The organism is Sinorhizobium sp. P24N7, assembly GCF_042436655.1.
Classification (GTDB): domain Bacteria; phylum Pseudomonadota; class Alphaproteobacteria; order Rhizobiales; family Rhizobiaceae; genus Sinorhizobium; species Sinorhizobium meliloti_A.
The window spans coordinates 165,842-181,658 of the sequence record NZ_JBHMIW010000016.1 but is presented as its reverse complement, the minus strand read 5'-3'; the positions used below and the strand labels follow the sequence as shown (position 1 = coordinate 181,658).

The following is a 15,817-nucleotide window of genomic DNA, read 5'->3' as shown; positions in this document are numbered from 1 at the left end:
TGTCGACGCCCTCTTCGGTGGCGGCTACGAGCTTCGCCTTGATTTCCTTGACGACTTCGATGGCCGATTCCATACCGGAGTAAGCGGTATCGACCTTGGCAGCACCGAGGCCGAGCGCGTCCTGAACGGCCGAAAGGGCCATGTTGTCGGAGCGCATGGTGGTCGCGATCGACCAGTACGCGGCGTTGTCGGCGGCCTGACCGACGCGAAGGCCGGAGGAGACATGCGCCTGCGTCTCTTCCATGTTGGAGCCGATGGTACGCAGGGTCTGGAGAGCGGCCATGGCCGCAATGTTGGTGAGAATACTCGTCATGGTTTAGTGCCCCTTGATGGCTGATGAGAAGGGACATTCCGGTTCCACCGGCGAAAGACGGTCAACGTCATGCTTGCTAACCAGCTGTTATCGCTGGGGTTAGCCCGTCCTTTCGATGAGGTTAGATAATACCGGCTTGGTTAATGAAGCACTAAGGAGCAACAATTCCAAAAATTTTTTCAACCTGTGCGCGCACGCGCGTGCCATAGGATGTTTAAGAAAAAGTGAAATGCCGATGGCCATGGAAGAAAGCAAAAAACCGCGCCCGGTTTCCGTGGCGCGGTTCGAATGAGCCGGACGCAGGCACAAGTAGCCTGCATCCAGCTATTGATGTCCCTTAGCGGAAGAGCGACAGGACGTTCTGCGAGTCCGAGTTGGCGATCGACAGGGCCTGGATGGCGAGTTGCTGCTGAGTCTGCAGAGCCTTCAGGCGGGTCGATTCTTCGTTCATGTCCGCGTCGACGAGACGGCCGACGCCCGAGTCGATCGAGTCCGAGAGCTTGTTGACGAAATCGCTCTGCATGTCGATACGCGAGGAGATCGAACCAAGCGAGGCGGCCGCGCTGGTCATATCCGACAGCGCCTCATCGACGGCGGAGATCATGTTGTCAAGCTGAGTGGCGTCCAGACCTGTGATATCAAGATCCTTGATAGACTGCGGCGCATCGACATCGGTAGCCGGGTCATTGGTCGTATCGACACCGTAGTAGACTGCGGTACCATCGTAATGCAAGGCTTCCTGGCCGGTGCCGGTGACATCCGCTGCGAGAACCCAGGTATCATCATTGACCTGGACGAAAAACTCGCCCGTGTTAACCTGACCAGCCGTAGCGGTTGCTTCTGCAAGCTGTGTCGTTTCACCGCTGGCGGTAGTGTTGGTCGTGAACGTTGCCCCGGCGGCGATCAGCTCGTCGATCGTGTAAGCTGCAACAGTAACTTCTTCCTTCACGCCGTCGGTGTTGACGGTGACAGTCACGCTCTTCTGCGAAACGTCATAGACCTTGTCGAGAATGCCGGTGTTGTTGCCGGCCGCATCGAACAGAACGGAGTTGGTGTCAAGGTTGTAGCCAACCTTTTTGACCGAGACGGCGCCGGTATCGTCGCGGACGAACGAAGCGACCACGTTCACGGTCGTACCAACTTCAGCCTTCAACCAGTTTTCGCCCGAGAAGGACGCTGCGTCGGCGATGCTCGTCAGCTGATCCTTGAGCTGATCGAGTTCTTCCTGGATCTTGGCCTTGTCGACGCCCTCTTCGGTGGCGGCTACGAGCTTCGCCTTGATTTCCTTGACGACTTCGATGGCCGATTCCATACCGGAGTAAGCGGTATCGACCTTGGCAGCACCGAGGCCGAGCGCGTCCTGAACTGCGGAGAGAGCCTGGTTGTCGGAGCGCATGGTGGTCGCGATCGACCAGTAGGCGGCGTTGTCGGAGGCCGAGCCGACGCGGAGGCCGGAGGAGATGCGGCTCTGCGTGTCTTCCATGCTGGAGGAGATCGAGCGCAGCGTCGAAAGCGCGGCCATTGCGGAGTTGTTGGTGAGAATGCTGGTCATATTCGTTGTCCCTACGAAATACTGATTGGGGGGACATACCGGACTTAAAAACGCTACCGGTCCCGACGGTCCGGCATCATGCCACTCGGCTCCGCTCAACTCGTGATGGATACCAAACCCGTCGTGTGAGGACGAAATTCGCAGCCATTCATTGCCAACTGTTTAACCGGAGAAGACTCATCCGGCCTCGGCGAAAGCGTGGTTAATCGCCTGTAAAATCCTATGCTTAACGGAGTCTTGTAGAGGCAAGCTACCCGAGGGCGCGCGCCGTCTGCGCCACATCAGATAAACGAGCGCACCAGGCTGCCGACGAGCAGGTTCCAGCCGTCGATCAGCACGAAGAACAGAATCTTGAAGGGCAGCGAAATCGCCGTCGGGGGAAGCATCATCATGCCCATCGCCATGGTGATGGTCGCGACGATCAGGTCGATCACGAGGAAGGGCAGCATGATCAGGAAGCCGATCTCGAAACCGCGGCGGATCTCCGAGATCATGAAGGCCGGCACGACCGCGCGCAGGTCCACCTTCTCGTCGACGACGACGGTCTGGCCCTTTTCCCGGGCGATGTCGATGAAGAGCTGCAGGTCCTTGTCGCGGGTGTTGGCCAGCATGAATTCGCGGAAGGGCTCGGACATCCGCTGCATCGCTTCCGTCTCGGAGATCTCGTTCTTCAGGAGCGGATCGATGCCGTCGCTCCAGGCGCGGTCGAAGGTGGGCGCCATGACATAGAAGGTCATGAACAGCGCGAGCGACACCATGATCATGTTGGAGGGCGTCGTGGCGAGCCCCATCCCCGAGCGCAGGATCGCGAAGGCGATGACGAAGCGCGGGAAGCTCGTCACCATGATCAGGATACCCGGGGCCACCGAAAGGACGGTCAGGAGGCCGAAGGTGCGGATGATCCACGAGGCGACGGAGCCGTCGACCGGCGTGTTCAGGATATCGGCGGGGAAGCTCTGAGCCCCGGCAATTCCCGACATCGCCATCATGGCGATTATGAAGGTGGCAAACCGGAGCATCAGCGAATCATTGGATGACGAAGGTGCGGAACATCACATTCGTTACGCGGCCCTCGGAGCGCAGGTCAACCCGCTCCTGGATGTCATCCCGGAGATATTGAAAGCCGCGCGGCCCCTGGATCTGCTGCAGCGACACGGTCTTCAGATAGGCTGCAATGTCCTGGTGTATCGTCTCCGCCAGCGCAACGTCGGGAGCGCCATCGAACTGGAGCGCGACCTCCAGGCGAACCCAGTTTTCTGCCGGATAGGCAAGGTTCGTCGTAATGGGATCGAGCTGCACGATGCCGTGTGCCGCCGCGGTGATTTTCGGTATGTCCTCCTCGCCGGTCGCGTTGGCGGGAAGCTCGGCCGCGGCTTCCGTTTTCTCAGACGGCGGCGGCGCGAGGAGCATGCCTGCAAGCCAGCCGCCGCCGCCGGCGAGGAGCGTCAGCACCGCTACAGCCGCGATGGTCGTAAGCCGCGAGGGGGCCTTCGTTTCTTTGCTCTCGATTTCTTCCATTGTGCGTTCCGGCCGATCAGAGGGGCGAGACGAGATCGACGAGCTGCTGACCCCACGGCGGCTGCTGGACCTCCGTCAGGCGGCCGCGGCCGCCATAGGAGATGCGGGCCTCGGCGATGCGGTCGTAGGAAATGACGTTGTCGGCGTCCACGTCGCGCGGTCGGACGATGCCTGCGACATTGAGGATGCGCAGCTCGTGGTTGACGCGCACTTCCTGGGAGCCGCTGATCAGCAGGTTGCCGTTTTCGAGGACGCCGGTCACGACCGCGGCGACCAGCAACCTGAGCTTCTCCGAACGCTCGGTCTTGCCGTCGCCTTCGGTCTTGGTGTTGGAGCCGTATTCGAGATCGCCCGACCAGGCGAAGTCGCTTGTCTGGGACTGCCCGCTGGCGCCGAGATTGAAGCCGCTCGAATTCTTGCGGCTGCGGTCCGTCTCGTTTTCGAAGGAGGCCTTGTCGTCGATACGGATGTCGACCGTCAGAATGTCGCCGATATTGATCGCGCGCGCATCCTTGAAGAGGGCCGCCTGCTGGTCGTTCCACAGGGAGTAGCCGTTGGTGACGTGGCGCGGCTGCTTCGGATACATGGCAAGCTGCGGCGTCTGCGTATATTGCAGGCCGCTGCCGATCGGGCTCATGGCCGGCGCCCGCCCGATCTCGTTGAAGGCCTGATTCTGGCAACCCGCCAGGAGCCCTGCGGCCAGTACGGCCGTGATGCGCGTTCTCATGATGGCTCCTTGGAGGTATTGGGGTCGCTCGCGCTCGAAATGATGTTGGTCAGCACCGCTGCCCTTTCGTCGCTCATCTCGCTCAGGATCAGCGACGACTGGCGTGGCGGCAGCCGCATGACGATCGCCGCCGCGATCTCGGGACGCACCATTTCGAGCTTGCCGGCGGCCGCATCCGGCTTCATCGTCTTGTAGATGTCGACGAGGCCGAGCTCCGCCTGTTTGAGGAAATCGTTGCGGCGCTTAAGCCAGTCCTCGTATTCCGCGCGGCGCGCTTCCAGCGTCGCAATCCGTTCGTCGACATTCGCTTTCAGCTTCTCCAGGTCCTGGCGCTGCAAAACGTAGCGCTGATCGCGCGCGGCGTCGGCGATATTGGTGCAGAACTTTTCGATTTCGCTCGCGGTCGCGCTGTCGGCCGGCGGCGACGTGACGTCCTGCGCGAAAGCACCGGGCATCGAAAGCATGAGCGCGGCGGCGACCGAGCCCAGGAGAACGCGGCGTGCCTGGCCGAAAAGACGATCGAAGTTTCCGGTCATTGCAGAACAAGCTCCGCCTGTAGGGCTCCCGCCGATTTGATGCTCTGGAGGATCGCGATGATCCCGTCCGGCTTGACGCCGATGCTGTTCAGGCCCGCGACGAGCGAACGCAGGCTGGAGCCGTTGAGGATGGCGACCGTGCCGCCGTCGGCCTGCGCTTCGATCGTGGTGTTGGGCTCGTAGGCCGTCTGACCGCGCGAGAACGGCTCCGGCTGGACGATCGTCGGCGTCTCGCTGACCTGCACCGTCAGCGTACCGTAGCTGACGGCCACTTCGGCGACGCGGACGTCCTGGCCGATGACGATCGTGCCGGTGCGCTCGTTGATGACCACCCGGGCCGGCGCGTCGGTCTCGATCACCAGGTTCTCCACGTCGGCCATCAGGCGCGCGAGATCCGCCATCTTCGGCTTCTGGACCAGGACGGACTGCGAGTCCAAGGCTTCGGCGATGCGGCCGCCAAATTGGGCCGCGGCATATTTGTTGATCGCCGCGGCCATGCCGACGGCGGTGGAAAAGTCCGGGTTGCGCAGCTGCAGCACCAGGTTGAAGCCGTCCTTGAATTTAGACGGCAGTTCCCGCTCGATGATGGCGCCGTTCGGGACACGTCCCGCCGTGGTCACGCCCTGGCTCAATTGCGCGGCTTCACCTTGCGCGTTGAAACCGCTGACGACCACCGAGCCCTGCGCCACGGCGTAGATCTGGCCGTCGGCGCCCGAAAGCGAGGTCATGACCAGCGTCCCGCCGCGCAGCGACGTCGCATCGCCCAGCGAACCGACGGTCACGTCGAGCCGGCTGCCGGGGCTCGCGAAGGGCGGGAGCGTGGCGGTGACGAGCACCGCGGCGACGTTGCGCGTGCGCGAGTCCCCGCCCTGCGTGGAAATGCCGAGGTTCTGCAGCATGGCGCGGATCGACTGATCCGTGAACGGAGACGAGCGCAGGCTGTCACCGGTGCCCTGCAGGCCCACCACCAGGCCGTAACCGATGAGCTGGTTGTCCCTGCCCGACTGCAGGGACGCGACGTCCTTGATCCGCGAGGCCGCATAGGCAGAAGTCAAGCTCGTGGCGAAGACCACCGCGAGCGTCAGCAGCCACTTGCATGCATTGATGTTCATTTCGCCACCACATGGATCGTGCTGTCCGCCATCACCGTCCCGGAGACGATCACGCCCGTATCGACGTTGCGCACGCGGATCAGATCCCCGACCGCGGCATCCTGCAGCGGCGAGCCGGCGGCCGTTATCGTCAGACCGCCATTGTTGAAGACGAGACGAACGGTGGAGCCGCGCTCGACCGCATATTGCTCGCGCAGCGCCGAGGCCAGGATGACCCGCCCGGGAAGAAGGGTCCGCTTGGTCACCATGCCGTCGACCTCGTCGATCGAGCGCACATAGCCGTCGCGCAGATCCGGGTTGGTCACGTCGACCACCTCCAGCATGCTCGCATCGAGCTTTTCGCCGGGATAGATCGTCTGCTTCGGAATGACGGCCGTCGGCGGCTCGGCAAGAGCTGCGGCCGGCGAAAGCAGGCAACCCGCCATTGCGGCAAACAGAACGGCGCGCGCTGGCTGCGCGAGGCCGCCAGCAATTCCTTTTCCTCCGGGGGATCGGCGAAACATCATGTTTGCCTCCTCTTCCTGTTACCTCAGGTTCTTGCTCACCGTGGCGGCCATTTCGTCCGCGGCCTGGATGATCTTCGAATTCATCTCATAGGCACGCTGGGCCGAGATGAGGTCGGTAATTTCCTTGACCGGGTCGACGTTCGAAGATTCCAGGTAGTTCTGCTTGATCTGCGCGAAGCCCGGATCGGCCGGCGTGCCGACGATCGGATCCCCGGACGCCGGCGTCTGCCGGAACAGGTTCTCGCCCATCGGCTCGAGGCCCGCCTCGTTGACGAAGTTCGCGATCGTCAGCTGTCCGACTTCCTGCAATTCCGTGTCGTTGCCGATCCGCACCATCACCTGGCCCGACGAGGTGAAGACGATCTCGGTCGCGTCCTGCGGCACGGTGACGCCCGGAACCACGGTATAGCCGTCGATAGTGACGAGCTGGCCCGTAGCATTGGTATTGAAGGCCCCCGAACGGGTGTAGACCGTCTCGCCATCCGGCGTCTCGATCTGAAACCAGCCGCGGCCGACGAGCGCGAGGTCGTAGTCGTTGCCGGTATTGACGAGGCTGCCCTGGATATGAAGGTTGCGCACGGCGGAGGTCTGGACGCCCAGGCCGATGATCGCGCCTTCCGGCACGATCGCCTGGTTCGAGCGGTTGGGGACGCCCTGCGCCCGCTCGGTCTGGTAGAGCAGGTCCGAAAATTCTGCGCGCGCCCGCTTGTAGCCGGTCGTGTTGATGTTCGCGATGTTGTTGGCGATGACTTCGAGATTCAATTGCTGGGCGTTCATGCCCGTGGCGGCGATGGAAAGGGCCTTCATGTGTCTTTTCCTCAGATCTGCATGCGCGCGATTTCGAGATAGGCGGTGACCACCTTGTCGCGGATGGCGATTGCGGTCTGGAGAGACTGCTCGGCGCTCATGACGGCATCGACGACTTCGCGGGTATTCGCTTCTCCGCGGATCGCCTGAAGCGAGACCCCCTCGGCCGACTTCATCGAACGGATGGCGTCCGTGGTCATGTTGCCGAGGACTTCGGCGAAGCTCCCCGCCTGAGGCGCGGCCGCGCCGGCACCCGGCATAACGAGCGAGGCGGAAGAGGCCGAGCCGGCGCCTTCGGTCTCCCTGATGGTCGAAAACGCCCCTAAGGACTGAATTGCGTCGATCATTATTGCGAAGCCCTCAACAGGTCGATTGTCTGGGAGATGAGATCGCGAGACTGCTTGATGGTCTGCAGGTTGGCCTCGTAAGCGCGGTTGGCCTCGCGCATGTCGGCCATCTCAATCAGGATGTTGACGTTCGGCAATTTCACCATGCCCTTTTCGTCGGCGGCCGGATTGCCCGGGTCGAACTCGATGTTGAAATCCGAATCGTCCGTGCCGAGGCGTTCGACCTCGACCAGGGACGCGCCGCTCGCCCGGTCGACCTCCGCGGCGAAGCTGATCGTCTTGCGGCGGAAAGGATCGGCGCCGGGGGCGTCGCCGGTGGAGCGGGCATTGGCAATGTTTTCCGAGACGATGCGCAGGCGCGTCGATTCCGCCTGCAGACCGGAAGCGGAAACCTTAAGGGCGGAGGTCAATGGATCCATCGTCGCTTACTTCCGTACCGTCATGAGAATCATCCGGTGAAAGGATTTCACCAGCCCGGCATTGAGCTCGTAGTCTCGTTTGATCGCGCCGGTCTTCATCAATTCCTCTTCGAGCGCGACCGTATTGCCGGACTGCTGCACCGCGACATCGTCGAGAGCGCTGACTTCGGTCACATGGGCGGCTTCCGGGCTCTCGGTGAAATGGGCGCGATGCGTCGCGGCCATTTGGATGCCGGTGTTCTGGAGCACGCTTTCGAAGGGCTGGACGTCTTTCGCCCTGTAGTGCGGCGTATTGGCATTGGCGATGTTGCCCGCCACCACGTTCTGGCGGACGGTGAGCCACTGGGCCTGCCGCGACGCGAGTTCGAAAAGCTGAATCGGTTCCATCAAAAGCTCCTGCTGATGATGGCGAACCTAGGCCGGTAATCTTGCGTGGGACTTGTCGAAGATGCGGAAGGAACGGTTTCGGGCGTCTCATAAGCCCCCTCCCCAACCCCTCCCCACGAGGGGCGGAGCTACTTCTGCCGCATCCTCGCCGCCCGAAAAGCCCCTCCGGAGGGGTTGCGGAAGGGTCTGGACGTCCTTCGCCACGCCTCGGCAAAGGCGCTACTTCGCCGCGAAAATCTCGCCCTTGGACGTGATCATCACCCAGCGGCCGTCGCGCTCCTCGAAGGTCGCAAGCCGGCTGTTGTCCGGCAATACCGAACCGATACGGACGATATACATGCCGCTGGCATCCTCGATGAGCGCGCGGCCATTGGCGACGTGCATGAGTTTGAAGCTCTCTTTTGCGGGGAACGGCTGATCGGGAGCCCCCATGTCCGTGCCTTCGGCGGGATCCTGGTCGAGCCCCGGCACCGTCGCGGTCGTCAGGCGATCGACCGCGGCGGCGGTCTCCTCGTCCATGTCCGTCATCGCCAGCGGCGACACCGAGAGGATCTGCCGTTCCGGGCGCTCCGGCAGATCGCGCGTCGTTCCCTGCCAGAGCGAAGGCATCGAGAATTTCTCCGGATGCAGATAGACGTACCACGGCAGCAACGTCGCGCAGGCAGCCATGGCCAGGCCGATCGCACCGAGTATCCTGTCGATCAGCGGCATCCCGGTTTCGCGGCGGCGTTGGCGCACGATCTCGTCTGCATCGAAGTCCGTCAAATTCATCCCCTTCCGCGCAGGCCGGCGGCGCCCGGCTGATTGCCCATCGCGGCTGCCTTCAGCGCGTTGGCGAGGTCCGTGAAGGCGTCGAAGGCGGGCCGTTCGCCGGGCATCTGCTTCAGTACGTCGTAGATGACCGGCACCTGCTTGATCGCCATGTCGAGATCGGCGTCGCCGCCCGGCCGATAGCCGCCGATGAGCCGGAGGTCCCGGGTTTCCTCGAAGCGGTGGATCAAGGATTTCAACCGGGCGACCAGCTTCTCCTGGTCCGGCGTCCAGGCCTTTCTGGCGAGGCGCGAGATGGAGGCGAGCGGATTGACCGGCGGGTAGCGCCCCTCTTCGGCAAGGCTTCGGTCGAGGACGATGTGCCCGTCGAGAATGCCGCGCGCCGAGTCGGCGACCGGGTCGTTGTGATTGTCGCCGTCGACCAGGATCGAAATGATCGCCGTGATCGTGCCCGTACCCTCGGCGCCGGGCCCGGCGCGCTCGAGCAGCCGCGGCAATTCGGTGAAGACCGAAGCCGGATAGCCGCGGGCGATCGGCGGCTCCCCCGCTGCCGTCGCCACCTCGCGGATCGCATGAGCGAAACGGGTGACGCTGTCGACGATGAGCAGCACGTTGTCGCCCTTGTCGCGATAATGTTCGGCAATCGTGACCGCGGTCAGCGGAGCCATTTTTCTCAGCATCGGGCTCTCGTCGCTGGTGGCGACGACGGCGACCGATTTCGAAAGATTGTCGCCCAGCGTGTCCTCGATGAACTCGCGCACTTCGCGGCCGCGCTCGCCGACCAGCGCGATCACCACCTTGTCGAAGGCGTCGGCGCGGGCCAGCATGGAAAGCAGCGTCGATTTGCCGACGCCGGAACCCGCGAAGATGCCGAGGCGCTGCCCGAGGCAGAGCGGGGAGAAGATGTCTATCGCCCGCACGCCCGTCCTGAAGCCCTGCTCCACCCGCTTTCGCGTCATGGAGGGCGGCGCGGTGTTCGCGATCGAGCGGCGGATGTCGCCCTGCAGCAGCGGGCCCAGACCGTCGATCGGCTCGGCCAGCGCATTGATGGTGCGACCGCACCAGTTGTCTGTCGGCGCTATGCGGAAGGCGCCCTTGCGGATGACGACGTCATGGATGCCGATCGGGTCCCCCGGTTCGATCGGGCAGACGACCACCCGCTCGGGCTCCACGCGGACGACTTCGCCGAGATGGGTGCCGGTCGTGCTCTTGTGCGCGACGAAGTCCCCGAGCCGGACATGCCGCGACAGGCCGCTGACCGTGTAGTGCCCCGGCGAAATCGTCTGGACATGGCCGCCCGGTGCGATGGCAAAGTCGGGATTTGCATAGCGCTCGACCAGCCCGGCGAGCGCCGCGAGCGACGTCGACGTTGCAGTTTTTTCAGCAGCTTCGCGTGCCATCCGGCTTTCCGTTCCGTCCCGCCCTAAATTCCGTCGACAGAATCATCAACGGCTGCCGCCGAGCGTCTCGATGGCTTTGTCGAGCGATCCCTCACTGTCGCGCATCAGCGCGGTGACGTTGTCGAAGGCGCGGGTGATCATGATCAGCTGCGACATTTCCTGTACGGCGTTCACGTTCGACTCCTCCAGGAAGCCTTGCATCACGCCGACATCGAACCGATCAACGACCGGCTCCGGCTGGACAGCCGGCATAACGGAACTGTTGTCGTAACGCATGAAGCCTTTGCTGAAATCCGTCTCGTAAAGCCCGAGCAGGGCGATCTGCACGCCGTTCTGGTGAATGGCTCCATCGGCACCGACGGTAATTTCACCGGCACCGCCGTTCAGCTGGATCGGCGCGCCGCCGGCATCGAGCACCGGATATCCCTTGATGGTCACGAGCTCGCCGGTCTCCGTCAGCGTGAACCGGCCGTCGCGCGTCAGCGCCGGGCCGCCGGGCGTCTCGATCGAGAACCAGGCGTTGCCCTTGATGGCGAAATCGAGCGCGGAGCCGGTGCGCGCGAGCGCGCCGGTTTTGCTGCTCAGGAATTCCTCGCCTTCCGACACATAGGAAACCTTGGTCGGCCTGGTGTCGCCAAGCACCTGGTTGAACTTCACTTCCGTGGCGCGGAAGCCGACCGTGTTGGAGTTGGCGACATTGTCGGCCAGCGTATTCAGGCGCTTTTCAAGCGCCATCTGCGACGAAAGCGCGACATAGAGACCGGTCTGCAAATCAGCGTCCCCCGAGTTTGAGATTGTTGATGGTCAGAAGCAGGTCGGGAGAAATTCCGTAGCCGCTCGACGCGCCGAAAACCGCAAGCGGGTCATAGCCGCCGGAAGGATTGTCGATTTCCCAAAGGGCGGTGAAACGGTCCAGGAACTCGGCTGTTTTCTGAGGGTCCTGGAAATCCTTGAAATCGATCGCCGCCTCGTAGGCCTCCGCCTGACGATCCACATCGGCGGCCGCGAATTCGGCCGGCAGCTGCAGGACGGTACGGACCACACTCGAGAGGGCCTCGTCGGCGATGATTTCGTAGCCATTGGCAATCGTCGGCGCCATGCGCTGGAAATAGAGCGCCAGCCGCACGCCGGTGTTTTCCTCGCCGGCTTTCTGCTCCAGCGTCTGCCGCGTGTATTTTTCGGACACGCCCTTCTGCGCCCTCTCGAAGGCAGTAGCGGCTTCGCCGTGCCGGGCGAAATTCAACGACTCCACCAGCGCCTTGTAGCGCCCGTCGGCCAGCTTGTTGGCAAAGGCGTCTTCACTGTCGATGCCTTCGGCGAGCACCTTGCGCATGAAGGCCTTGGCATAGGCCATGTCCTCGAGGCCGTGCGCCTTCATGGCGTAGTTGTAGAGCCGGCTGTCGGCGAAGAAATCGTCGAGCGTTTTGATGCTGCCGATCTTCGACAGATAGTACTCCGTCTCGCGGGCGACGTCCGGCTGCGCCGAAACGCGCTCCAGCGATTTCGTCAGATCTGCAGTGATCAGCCTGTAGCTCGTATAGGTCGTCGTCACGATCGGCTCGCCTGTCGCATGAAGCGTGAGGAAATGTGTGCGGTCTTCAGCCCGCACCGACTGTCGGGGTTCGGACGCGATGCGATCCTACCCTGGCCAACAACCCTGACGGCGTTGGCTTGCGCGAACCTGTCCCGGACGCCGGGTCTCCGCGGCCAGCCTCACGCAAGGATCGGACCCTATTTCATCGGAGGAAAATCACGATTGCGACAGGTATCGGCAATGAACATCATCATCGGGCTTCTTGTGACTTTCGGCTGTATCCTCGGCGGTTACATGGCGATGGGAGGCCACCTGGAAGTCCTCAACCAGCCTTTCGAGCTGATGATCATCGGCGGAGCGGGCATCGGCGGCTTCATCATGGCCAACTCGATGAAGGTGGTCAAAGACACCGGCAAGGCGCTCGGCGAGGCCTTCAGGCACAAGGTGCCGAAGGAACGTCAATACCTCGACACGCTCGGCGTCCTCTACAGCCTGATGCGCGACCTGCGAACGAAGTCGCGCAACGAGATCGAGAGCCACATCGACAATCCGGAAGAATCCTCGATCTTCCAGTCCGCACCCACCGTCCTGCAGAACAAGGAGCTGACCGCCTTCATCTGCGACTATGTGCGGCTGATCATCATCGGCAACGCCCGCTCGCATGAGATCGAGGCGCTGATGGACGAGGAAATCCAGACGATCACCCACGACAAGATGAAGTGCTACCACGCGCTGACGAGCATGGGCGATGCGCTGCCGGCGATCGGCATCGTCGCGGCGGTTCTCGGCGTCATCAAGGCGATGGGCGCGATCAGCGAAGCACCGGAAGTGCTGGGTGCCAAGATCGCCGCCGCACTCGTCGGAACGCTGCTCGGCGTGTTTCTTTCCTATTCGATCGTCGGTCCCCTCGTCGCAAACATCAAGGCCGTACGGGAAAAGCAGAACCGGCTCTATGTCATCGTCAAGCAGACGCTGCTTGCCTACATGAACGGTTCGGTTCCGCAGGTCGCACTCGAATACGGCCGCAAGACCATCTCCGCCTATGAACGGCCGTCCATCGATGCGGTCGAACAGGAAATGATGAATCCCGGCGGCGGCAGCGAAAGCAAGGCGGCCTGACATGAGCACGAGCACCGCATCGAACGTCCATGCATTCGACAGAAGGCTGATCGCGCGCATGACCGGCGCGCTCGGCGACGACAAGGCCATCGGCCGAACCGCACTCGAGCTTGCCCAGATCTTCGACGAACTCCTGCCCGGTGTCCTGCTATCGGAGACCGGATGCGACGTCACGATCGCCTATGCGGGCTTCCGGACGGGGCTCCGCAACGAGCTCATCGCTGCTCTCGGAGACGGAGTCCTGCTCGGCGATCTCTCGCTGCGAAACTGGTGCGCGGACTTCCAGGTCGGCTGCGACAGTCCGGTTCTGATCGCACTTGTCGAGGCTCTGCTCGGGGCCGAACCGACGAGCATCGAGGAGCCGGCCCCACGCTCTCTGTCGAAGATCGAGATCGATGTCGCCTTGCCGGTGTTTCATGGCATCGCCGAGGTCCTGCGCACTGCAGTGAACGCGCCCGGCGGGTTCGAGCCGGTTGTCGGCCGTCCTTACAACAGCGCGGAACGGGCAAAGCCCGATCCAGTGCTTGAAGACGTCTTCGCAGCCTCGATCGACATGACCATAGGCCTCGGGCCGGTGCTCTCCACTTTCTCGGTCATCGTCCCGCAAAGCACGCTCCTCAAGACCCGCATCATCTCTCGGAAGGGTGCCGGCGAGGACCGGAACGCGAAAACCGAATGGACGGAACAGCTGGAGGAGCAGGTCCGCCGATCGGCCGTCGCGCTCGAGGCGCGCATCCGGTTGGAAAGCCTGACGCTCGACACTCTCAGCCGCCTGCAGGCCGGGGATGTCATCCCTTTTCACGACGGGCAGGATGTCCGCGTGGAGGTGAGCGCCAACGGGCGCGACCTCTATGTCTGCGAGTTCGGCCGTTCGGGTTCGCGATATACGGTCCGGGTCAAGGATACCCACGGCTCCGAGCAGGACATCCTTCGCCACATCATGAGTTAATCCTCCCTCGCCTGGCAGAATGCCTGAGGCAAGCTTCAACTGGAATATTCGGCACATGGCACCCAAGAAAGCAGCACCCATCGCAGAACCGGCCGCATTCGCGGCAGACGCCGAGCTCGACCAGGCGATCGACGACCTGCGCGGCGTTCTCAAGAAGGACGGCGAGGCTGACTTCGGCGCCGATTTCGCCGCCGCCGGGCCGCTCGAACAGCCCGTGGATTTCGGCAGCGACTTCGGTTCCGCCGACAGCGCTGGATTCGGCGGGGATTTCGGCGCCGACTTCGCGGAATCCGCCTTCGGCGCGGACTCCGCGGTTGCCGGCGGGGATTTCGATTCGGCACCGGCCGCCGGTGAAACAGCGCCCGGCAGCGGAATGACCGCCAATATGGACCTGATCATGGACATCCCGATCGATGTTCAGATCGTACTCGGGACAAGCCGCATGCAGGTCTCCGGCCTCATGGCGCTCACCGAGGGCGCAACGATCGCGCTCGACCGCAAGATCGGCGAGCCGGTCGAGATCATGGTCAACGGCCGGGTGATCGGCCGCGGAGAAATCACCGTTCTCGAGGGCGATGTGACCCGCTTCGGCGTCAAGCTCCTGGAGATCAAAGGCAGCAGGAAATAGAGCGGGATGAGGAAAGGTGTAAGCGGTTTTCCGCCCGCATCCCGTTTCAACTCACTAGGAGCCCGATGACCGGGCGGGGATGAATCCATGACGGATTTCGGAAGTTTCGAGGCACAGGCTCAGGCGCTCGCACAACCGCTGAGCCAGACGGAAAAGGCGGCGGCGGTGCTGCTCGCAATGGGCAAGTCGATTGCCGGGAATCTGCTGAAATTCTTCACCCAGAGCGAGCTGCAGGCCATCATCGCCGCGGCACAATCGCTCAGAGCCGTGCCGCCGCACGAACTGGAAGCGCTCGTCAACGAGTTCGAGGATCTCTTCACCGAAGGTGCAGGCCTCATGGACAATGCCAAGGCCATTGAGAGCATTCTGGAAGAGGGCCTGACGCCCGACGAGGTGGACGGCCTCCTCGGCCGCCGCGCCACCTTCCAATCCTACGAGGCGAGCATCTGGGACCGGCTGATGGATTGCGATCCTGCGATCATCGCGCAATTGCTCGCCCGGGAACATCCGCAGACGATCGCCTATGTTCTGTCGATGATGCCGTCGAGCTTCGGCGCCAAGGTGCTGCTGCAGCTGACCGACAAACAGCGGCCCGAGATTCTCAACCGTGCCGTCAACATCAAGAACGTCAACCCGAAGGCGGCGGCAATCATCGAGGCGCGGGTGATCGAAATCATCGAAGAGATGGAGGCCGAGCGCAACTCGCCCGGCCCGGCTAAGATCGCCGAAGTGATGAACGAGCTCGATAAGCCGCAGGTGGACACGCTGCTCGCCTCGCTCGAAACGATCAGCACCGATTCGGTCAAGAAGGTCCGGCCGAAGATATTCCTCTTCGACGACATCCTTTTCATGCCGCAGCGCAGCCGCGTGCAGCTCTTCAACGACGTCTCCACCGACGTCATCACCATGGCGCTCAGAGGTTCTGCTGCGGAGTTGCGCGAGTCTATTCTCGCCTCCATCGGCGCCCGCCAGCGGCGCATGATCGAATCGGACCTCGCCGCCGGCGATGCCGGCATCAATCCCCGCGATATCGCGATCGCGAGGCGCTCGATCACGCAGGAGGCGATTCGCCTCTCCGCAAGCGGGCAGCTCGAGCTCAAGGAAAAGGAAGCGGAGGCCGCCTGACGCCTCCGGCCTGCCGATATATCGCGTTTCGTTTCCGATTTCTGTTGACCCGCGCGGGCTGCCGCAC

The 15,817-nt window shown here is 62.8% G+C and carries 19 protein-coding genes and 1 pseudogene; 4 read left to right on the top strand and 16 right to left on the bottom strand.

All coding sequences use genetic code 11. From position 1 onward, the window contains the following. From ACFHWW_RS25990 to ACFHWW_RS25915, 16 genes and pseudogenes are all read right to left on the bottom strand, one after another. A pseudogene (locus ACFHWW_RS25990) lies at positions 1 to 313 on the bottom strand (flagellin); the annotation flags it as partial. 337 nt (positions 314 to 650) lie between these two features. Continuing rightward, positions 651 to 1,865, bottom strand: coding sequence for a flagellin (locus ACFHWW_RS25985; RefSeq protein WP_338278188.1), 1,215 nt, complete (start codon positions 1,863 to 1,865; stop codon positions 651 to 653). 281 nt (positions 1,866 to 2,146) lie between these two features. Then, positions 2,147 to 2,884 (bottom strand): flagellar type III secretion system pore protein FliP, encoded by a 738-nt coding sequence (gene fliP / locus ACFHWW_RS25980; RefSeq protein ID WP_018094231.1) that lies wholly within the window; start codon positions 2,882 to 2,884, stop codon positions 2,147 to 2,149. Between the two features lie 7 nt (positions 2,885 to 2,891). Next, positions 2,892 to 3,383 (bottom strand): flagellar basal body-associated FliL family protein, encoded by a 492-nt coding sequence (locus ACFHWW_RS25975; RefSeq protein WP_379941701.1) that lies wholly within the window; start codon positions 3,381 to 3,383, stop codon positions 2,892 to 2,894. Between the two features lie 16 nt (positions 3,384 to 3,399). Further along, positions 3,400 to 4,110: a flagellar basal body L-ring protein FlgH gene (gene flgH, locus ACFHWW_RS25970; RefSeq protein WP_003529888.1), complete on the bottom strand. Its 711-nt coding sequence runs from the start codon at positions 4,108 to 4,110 to the stop codon at positions 3,400 to 3,402. Beyond that, positions 4,107 to 4,646, bottom strand: a complete 540-nt coding sequence (locus tag ACFHWW_RS25965; protein WP_100669585.1) for a MotE family protein — start codon at positions 4,644 to 4,646, stop codon at positions 4,107 to 4,109. The genes flgH and ACFHWW_RS25965 overlap by 4 nt, the downstream gene beginning before the upstream one ends. Next, complete coding sequence (locus ACFHWW_RS25960; protein ID WP_100669587.1) at positions 4,643 to 5,758, bottom strand: flagellar basal body P-ring protein FlgI; 1,116 nt, start codon at positions 5,756 to 5,758, stop codon at positions 4,643 to 4,645. The genes ACFHWW_RS25965 and ACFHWW_RS25960 overlap by 4 nt, the downstream gene beginning before the upstream one ends. Further along, positions 5,755 to 6,264, bottom strand: coding sequence for a flagellar basal body P-ring formation chaperone FlgA (gene flgA / locus ACFHWW_RS25955; protein WP_379941698.1), 510 nt, complete (start codon positions 6,262 to 6,264; stop codon positions 5,755 to 5,757). Before flgA ends, ACFHWW_RS25960 begins: the two co-directional genes overlap by 4 nt. Before the next feature lie 18 nt (positions 6,265 to 6,282). Continuing rightward, positions 6,283 to 7,071 carry a flagellar basal-body rod protein FlgG gene (gene flgG, locus ACFHWW_RS25950; protein ID WP_018094226.1) on the bottom strand — a complete coding sequence of 263 codons (789 nt, stop codon included), beginning with the start codon at positions 7,069 to 7,071 and terminating at the stop codon, positions 6,283 to 6,285. 11 nt (positions 7,072 to 7,082) lie between these two features. Further along, positions 7,083 to 7,418, bottom strand: coding sequence for a flagellar hook-basal body complex protein FliE (locus tag ACFHWW_RS25945; RefSeq protein WP_018094225.1), 336 nt, complete (start codon positions 7,416 to 7,418; stop codon positions 7,083 to 7,085). Next, on the bottom strand, positions 7,418 to 7,837 hold the full coding sequence (gene flgC / locus ACFHWW_RS25940) for a flagellar basal body rod protein FlgC (protein WP_003529902.1): 420 nt from the start codon (positions 7,835 to 7,837) through the stop codon (positions 7,418 to 7,420). The genes ACFHWW_RS25945 and flgC overlap by 1 nt, the downstream gene beginning before the upstream one ends. Before the next feature lie 6 nt (positions 7,838 to 7,843). Beyond that, positions 7,844 to 8,224, bottom strand: a complete 381-nt coding sequence (gene flgB, locus ACFHWW_RS25935) for a flagellar basal body rod protein FlgB (protein WP_003529904.1) — start codon at positions 8,222 to 8,224, stop codon at positions 7,844 to 7,846. Between the two features lie 219 nt (positions 8,225 to 8,443). Then, entirely contained in the window at positions 8,444 to 8,995 is a 552-nt protein-coding gene (locus ACFHWW_RS25930; RefSeq protein ID WP_338278163.1) for a flagellar protein, read from the bottom strand. After that, positions 8,992 to 10,395 (bottom strand): flagellar protein export ATPase FliI, encoded by a 1,404-nt coding sequence (gene fliI, locus ACFHWW_RS25925; protein ID WP_379941694.1) that lies wholly within the window; start codon positions 10,393 to 10,395, stop codon positions 8,992 to 8,994. Before fliI ends, ACFHWW_RS25930 begins: the two co-directional genes overlap by 4 nt. Positions 10,396 to 10,440: 45 nt before the next feature. Then, complete coding sequence (gene flgF / locus ACFHWW_RS25920) at positions 10,441 to 11,166, bottom strand: flagellar basal-body rod protein FlgF (RefSeq protein WP_275596772.1); 726 nt, start codon at positions 11,164 to 11,166, stop codon at positions 10,441 to 10,443. 1 nt (position 11,167) lies between these two features. After that, on the bottom strand, positions 11,168 to 11,947 hold the full coding sequence (locus ACFHWW_RS25915; RefSeq protein ID WP_379941691.1) for a DUF1217 domain-containing protein: 780 nt from the start codon (positions 11,945 to 11,947) through the stop codon (positions 11,168 to 11,170). 222 nt (positions 11,948 to 12,169) lie between these two features. On the opposite strand from ACFHWW_RS25915, the gene motA reads away from it, so the two are divergent. From motA to fliG, 4 genes are all read left to right on the top strand, one after another. Then, entirely contained in the window at positions 12,170 to 13,048 is an 879-nt protein-coding gene (gene motA, locus ACFHWW_RS25910) for a flagellar motor stator protein MotA (RefSeq protein WP_379941688.1), read from the top strand. Between the two features lies 1 nt (position 13,049). After that, positions 13,050 to 13,997, top strand: coding sequence for a FliM/FliN family flagellar motor switch protein (locus ACFHWW_RS25905; RefSeq protein ID WP_379941686.1), 948 nt, complete (start codon positions 13,050 to 13,052; stop codon positions 13,995 to 13,997). A gap of 55 nt (positions 13,998 to 14,052) precedes the next feature. Beyond that, positions 14,053 to 14,625 (top strand): flagellar motor switch protein FliN, encoded by a 573-nt coding sequence (gene fliN / locus ACFHWW_RS25900; RefSeq protein ID WP_379941684.1) that lies wholly within the window; start codon positions 14,053 to 14,055, stop codon positions 14,623 to 14,625. An 87-nt stretch (positions 14,626 to 14,712) separates the two neighbouring features. Further along, positions 14,713 to 15,750, top strand: a complete 1,038-nt coding sequence (gene fliG, locus ACFHWW_RS25895) for a flagellar motor switch protein FliG (RefSeq protein WP_379941681.1) — start codon at positions 14,713 to 14,715, stop codon at positions 15,748 to 15,750. Positions 15,751 to 15,817: the final 67 nt, after the last annotated feature.

Bases quoted from the DNA above. Each gene is read 5' to 3' on its own strand.
- flgC (WP_003529902.1), bottom strand. From the start codon at position 7,837: ATGGATCCATTGACCTCCGCCCTTAAGGTTTCCGCTTCCGGTCTGCAG.
- flgB (WP_003529904.1), bottom strand. From the start codon at position 8,224: ATGGAACCGATTCAGCTTTTCGAACTCGCGTCGCGGCAGGCCCAGTGG.
- flgA (WP_379941698.1), bottom strand. From the start codon at position 6,264: ATGATGTTTCGCCGATCCCCCGGAGGAAAAGGAATTGCTGGCGGCCTC.
- ACFHWW_RS25965 (WP_100669585.1), bottom strand. From the start codon at position 4,646: ATGACCGGAAACTTCGATCGTCTTTTCGGCCAGGCACGCCGCGTTCTC.
- flgH (WP_003529888.1), bottom strand. From the start codon at position 4,110: ATGAGAACGCGCATCACGGCCGTACTGGCCGCAGGGCTCCTGGCGGGT.
- fliN (WP_379941684.1), top strand. From the start codon at position 14,053: ATGGCACCCAAGAAAGCAGCACCCATCGCAGAACCGGCCGCATTCGCG.
- ACFHWW_RS25975 (WP_379941701.1), bottom strand. From the start codon at position 3,383: ATGGAAGAAATCGAGAGCAAAGAAACGAAGGCCCCCTCGCGGCTTACG.
- fliG (WP_379941681.1), top strand. From the start codon at position 14,713: ATGACGGATTTCGGAAGTTTCGAGGCACAGGCTCAGGCGCTCGCACAA.
- fliP (WP_018094231.1), bottom strand. From the start codon at position 2,884: ATGCTCCGGTTTGCCACCTTCATAATCGCCATGATGGCGATGTCGGGA.
- flgG (WP_018094226.1), bottom strand. From the start codon at position 7,071: ATGAAGGCCCTTTCCATCGCCGCCACGGGCATGAACGCCCAGCAATTG.
- ACFHWW_RS25930 (WP_338278163.1), bottom strand. From the start codon at position 8,995: ATGAATTTGACGGACTTCGATGCAGACGAGATCGTGCGCCAACGCCGC.
- motA (WP_379941688.1), top strand. From the start codon at position 12,170: ATGAACATCATCATCGGGCTTCTTGTGACTTTCGGCTGTATCCTCGGC.
- ACFHWW_RS25985 (WP_338278188.1), bottom strand. From the start codon at position 1,865: ATGACCAGCATTCTCACCAACAACTCCGCAATGGCCGCGCTTTCGACG.
- fliI (WP_379941694.1), bottom strand. From the start codon at position 10,395: ATGGCACGCGAAGCTGCTGAAAAAACTGCAACGTCGACGTCGCTCGCG.
- ACFHWW_RS25905 (WP_379941686.1), top strand. From the start codon at position 13,050: ATGAGCACGAGCACCGCATCGAACGTCCATGCATTCGACAGAAGGCTG.
- ACFHWW_RS25960 (WP_100669587.1), bottom strand. From the start codon at position 5,758: ATGAACATCAATGCATGCAAGTGGCTGCTGACGCTCGCGGTGGTCTTC.
- ACFHWW_RS25945 (WP_018094225.1), bottom strand. From the start codon at position 7,418: ATGATCGACGCAATTCAGTCCTTAGGGGCGTTTTCGACCATCAGGGAG.